This is a genomic window from Paenibacillus sp. 01L418 (assembly GCF_056400045.1).
In genome coordinates this window covers 1-4,322 of the sequence record NZ_JBFTSN010000489.1, presented here as the reverse complement: position 1 = coordinate 4,322, position 4,322 = coordinate 1, and the positions used below count along the sequence as shown (strand labels likewise).

At 42.2% G+C, this 4,322-nt stretch carries 4 protein-coding genes; all 4 read left to right on the top strand.

The window, feature by feature from the left end:
- The first annotated feature begins 128 nt into the window (after positions 1–128).
- The 4 genes from AC1DSE_RS31095 to AC1DSE_RS31080 are packed head-to-tail and all read left to right on the top strand — an operon-like array spanning position 129 to position 4,235.
- Positions 129–1,631, top strand: coding sequence for a spore germination protein (locus AC1DSE_RS31095; protein WP_477508940.1), 1,503 nt, complete (start codon positions 129–131; stop codon positions 1,629–1,631).
- Positions 1,628–2,848, top strand: coding sequence for a Ger(x)C family spore germination protein (locus tag AC1DSE_RS31090; protein ID WP_477508941.1), 1,221 nt, complete (start codon positions 1,628–1,630; stop codon positions 2,846–2,848). Before AC1DSE_RS31095 ends, AC1DSE_RS31090 begins: the two co-directional genes overlap by 4 nt.
- Positions 2,849–2,860: 12 nt before the next feature.
- A complete protein-coding gene (locus AC1DSE_RS31085; RefSeq protein ID WP_477508942.1) occupies positions 2,861–3,094 on the top strand; it encodes a hypothetical protein in 234 nt (77 codons plus the stop codon).
- Between the two features lie 13 nt (positions 3,095–3,107).
- Positions 3,108–4,235: a GerAB/ArcD/ProY family transporter gene (locus AC1DSE_RS31080; protein WP_441880319.1), complete on the top strand. Its 1,128-nt coding sequence runs from the start codon at positions 3,108–3,110 to the stop codon at positions 4,233–4,235.
- The last annotated feature ends 87 nt before the right edge of the window (positions 4,236–4,322 follow it).

Sequence of the window (4,322 nt, the reverse complement as noted above, 5' to 3'; positions counted from 1 at the left end):
TTTTAGCAGTTACTGCAATTATAAACTCCAATGTCGTGATGTTGCCACAACAAATATGTATCTATATGGAAAATGAGGATATCCTAACTAAACCATACCATATTAACCATCAGATCAGAGGTACTCAGATGATTAATCCAACAGACAACATTAATGACCAGCCGTTGCAAACAGATTTAAACACTAATTTAAAAATGCTGCAGGATAATCTCGGTCATAGCCCTGACCTGGTTTCACGCCATTTCCAAGTGAATTTAGCAAATAATATGCCTATCCATGGAGCTATTGTATATATTGATGGGTTATCAAGCTCAAGCTCTATGCTTCAATCCGTCTATATGGGAAACCATGAGAGCAATCAGTATTCTACCCCTACAGAATTGATGGACTACTATAGAGATCGTGTCATTCCTGAAGGTGCCGTATTTAATCTGACTTTATTTAATGAAGTATTTGAAATGCTGCTTGCTGGAAACAGCATCCTTCTTCTAGATAATTGTGCGCAAGCTCTTTCTGTTGACACAAAAGATTTGAAAGCACGCGCGGTGGAAGAACCTAATGTTCAATCTGTGGTGCGCGGTCCCCGTGAAGGTTTTACTGAAGTGTTGAGTTGGAACACCGCTATGATTCGCAGAAAAATCAACAGTCGGCACCTATGGTTTGAGACCTATAAAATAGGAAGTGTCACTCAGACTGACGTTTCGATCATTTTTATCGAAAATCTTGTTTCGGATAGTGTGCTTGAAATGGTTAGAGAACGATTGCAGAAAATCGATATCGACGGCATTCTTGAAAGCAACTATATAGAAGAACATATTCAAGATAAGAAATATTCACCTTTTCCAACCATATTTAATTCGGAGAGACCTGATGTGGTTGCTGCTGGTTTGCTGGAGGGAAGAGTCGCGATTATGGTGGATGGAACTCCATTTGCACTGCTCGTTCCTGCACTGTTTACGCAGTTTTTTCAATCAAGCGAGGATTATTACGAACGGACGGATTTCAGCACACTGATTCGTTTGCTCCGCTTTTTGTGTTTTCTTATAGCTACCATTACACCCTCTTTCTATATTGCGATTACAACGTTTCACCAAGAGCTGCTTCCAACGACATTGCTCTATAACCTAGCCAGCCAGCGAGAAGGCGTTCCTTTCCCAGCCTTTATAGAAGCGCTGGTCATGGAGATTACCTTTGAGATTCTCCGTGAGGCCAGTGTACGAATGCCAAAAACGATTGGACAATCGATCTCCATCGTAGGAACACTGGTTGTCGGACAAGCCGCTGTAGAAGCTGGCCTCGTCAGCGCTGCCATGGTGATTGTGGTTTCCATAACGGCCATTTCGAATTTCGTACTCCCTGCTTTTAATCTAGGCATTGCGGCTCGGATTATCCGGTTTTTGCTGATGATCATGGCAGCATCCTTTGGATTGTACGGCGTATTTATCTGTATCATTGGGATCATTTTTCATCTATGCAGCCTCACGTCATTTGGCGTTCCTTATATGGCGCCGCTAGCTCCCTTCAACCGAACAGATCAGAAAGATACTCTTTTTCGTATGCCATTGCGCTCCATGATTACACGCCCCAAAAGCCTTAAACCAAAAAATCTAATGAGGCAGAAAAAATCATGATACGTTCTACTTCATTTTTCAGGCTGGCGCTCGTCGTCATCGTTCTTCTAATCTCCGCCATTCTCATGACTGCTTGCTGGAGCAGACATGAGTTAAACGAGCTTAGCATCGTGGTAGGGCTTGCTATCGATAAGAAAGGCGATAAATACAATGTAACCGTACAGATTGTTAATCCAGGCCAGGTAAGCAATAAACAAGCAGGATCAAACCACTACAGTCCAGTAGTCGCCTATGAAGCAATAGGCGTTTCAATACCGGATGCCCTCAGCAGAATGACAGTTAAAGCAGCACGACAGCTCTATTACCCACACCTGCGGATATTGATTATAGGTGAGGAAGTGGCACGCAGCGGAATCAGCAAGCCGCTTGATTTTATCGCAAGAAACCGTGAGATGAGAACAGATTTTTATCTCATTGTAGCTAAAAAAACAACAGCTAGTGAACTTTTAAACATGTACAGCCCTATAGATCCGATTCCTGCGAATAACTTGTACACCAAGCTGGAGACCTCTGACCGAATATGGGCTGCAACCGGAAAAATCACATTGGACAAGCTGATTCAAGATTTATCCCAGCAAGGAAAAGGTGCGACTTTAACCGCTATCGAAATCGAAGGCAATCCTTCAAAAGGCGATAAAATAACTGATGCTGTAAATGTTGAACCAAAGGTCATCCTCAAATACACCGGTATGGCCGCTTTCAAACGGGATCGTATGGTAGGCTGGCTGAATGAAAACGACACAAAGGCGCTCAATTATATTCAAAATAATATTGTCAAAACAACTGGCACGATTGCATGTCCGGAAAGCAAAGGGAACGTAAGTCTTCAAGTCGTCCACTCTCATACGGATATACGCGTAAATACGAAAAATGAAACTCCTGCATTCGAAGTCATTTTAAAAACGGAGCAGGATATAACAGACATTAGCTGCGAGCTTGATATCACTCAGCCGGAAACGTTAGCCAAATTAAACAAGCTGGCCGATAAGACACTGGAAGATATACTGAGCCGCACGATTCACAAATTTCAAAAGCAAGTTAAAGCAGATATATTTGGATTTGGTTCAGCACTTCATCGTTCCAACCCGAAAATGTGGCATGGCATTAACGATTGGGATAAAATATTCGAAAATGTGAATATCACCGTTCAATCTCAGTGCACTATTCGGCGAATTGGGACTACGGTACAGTCTATTAGAAGCACAATTAAAAAATAGGTGGCGGCAGCTATGTGGTTATGGATAGGTGTAATCGGTGCATGGACGTGGGTTTCCATTGTTGAAATCCCACCCCTATTCGGCAAGCGCAGGATGAAAGAGCTTCTACTGGTTGTATTCATTATGATAACAGCAACCTCTGGCAGTCTGGCTTTCATGTATATGAACATACCGCCTAACCCTCTGGAATGGATAGAAAAAATAATATCTCCTTACGCTCGTGCAATCTACTCCTTGATGTCCTGAAAGGAAAAGACCGATGATGAAGCCAGATACTTTAAGTGTTCGCAGTTTCACGATATTAGTCATTTTTTTCATGATTGGTACCTCCATCCTCATTACGCCTGCAGGACTTACTTTGGTAGCGAAACAGGATGCTTGGATCGCAGCCATAGTAGGAATCGGTCTCAACTCTCTAAGCGTCCTCATTTATGTCAGTCTCGGTAACCGTTATGGGGACAAAACACTTATCGAGATGTGCCATCTTGCTTTTGGAAAGTGGATCGGCAATGTATTCGGTCTTTGCTTTATCGCTTTTTTCTATTTGCTCACCTCTCTAATGATTGGGGATCTCGGTTTTTTTCTAACCACACAAACCTTGCCGGAAACTCCGATTGAAATATTATTAATTATTTTTGTCATTATCGTTATATTTGCCGTACGAGCAGGCATGGTCGTTTATTCCCGTGCGGTACAAATATTTTTTCCGATCCTATTTTTTATGCTCTGCTTTCTAATCATACCTATCTTCCCTCAAATAGAATTTCTAGACTTTGAACCCATACTGGAGTATGGCTTTAAGCCCATTGTAAAAGCAGGCTTCTCCTTTTCCGGTTTTCAGGAAATGATTGTGCTGCTCATGATTTATCCTTACGTAGCGAAATCAGCAAAAAGAGGACGAGGCTTTGTATGGGGAACTGTAATCGGTGGAATTGTACTGATCATCATTACTGTGGGATGTATAGGCGTAATGGGAGCTGCCGTCACCGCTAATCAATTATTTCCGGCCTACGTACTGGCGAAAAATATTAACATCGGCCATTTTCTTGAACGTATTGAAGGGATTATGATGTTCATTTGGATTTTATCTATCGTGATGAAGATTGTGCTGACGTTTGATGCATCGTTGATTGGGCTCTGCCAGCTATTCAAATTGAAGGATCCGAAACCATATGTCATACCCATGGGATTTGGCTTGATCGCTCTAGCGCTGTTATGTTACACAAATACGATTTCCGTCAATGATTTCCTCACCAAAAACTGGACACCCTTTGCTACGATTTTCACGATATTTATACCCTTGTTCATTCTAGGTATATTACTGATTCGTGCACCGGGCGAGAGTAAAAGTAAGCAGGAAAATACAACTGAGAATGAGCAAGTATAGCTGTGATGGGGAGAAGACAAATCGGAGGTTTGTTTAATAAAACGGAGCCGCCTCAAAAGGCGGCTCCGTTGCAAAGCATAAATGACG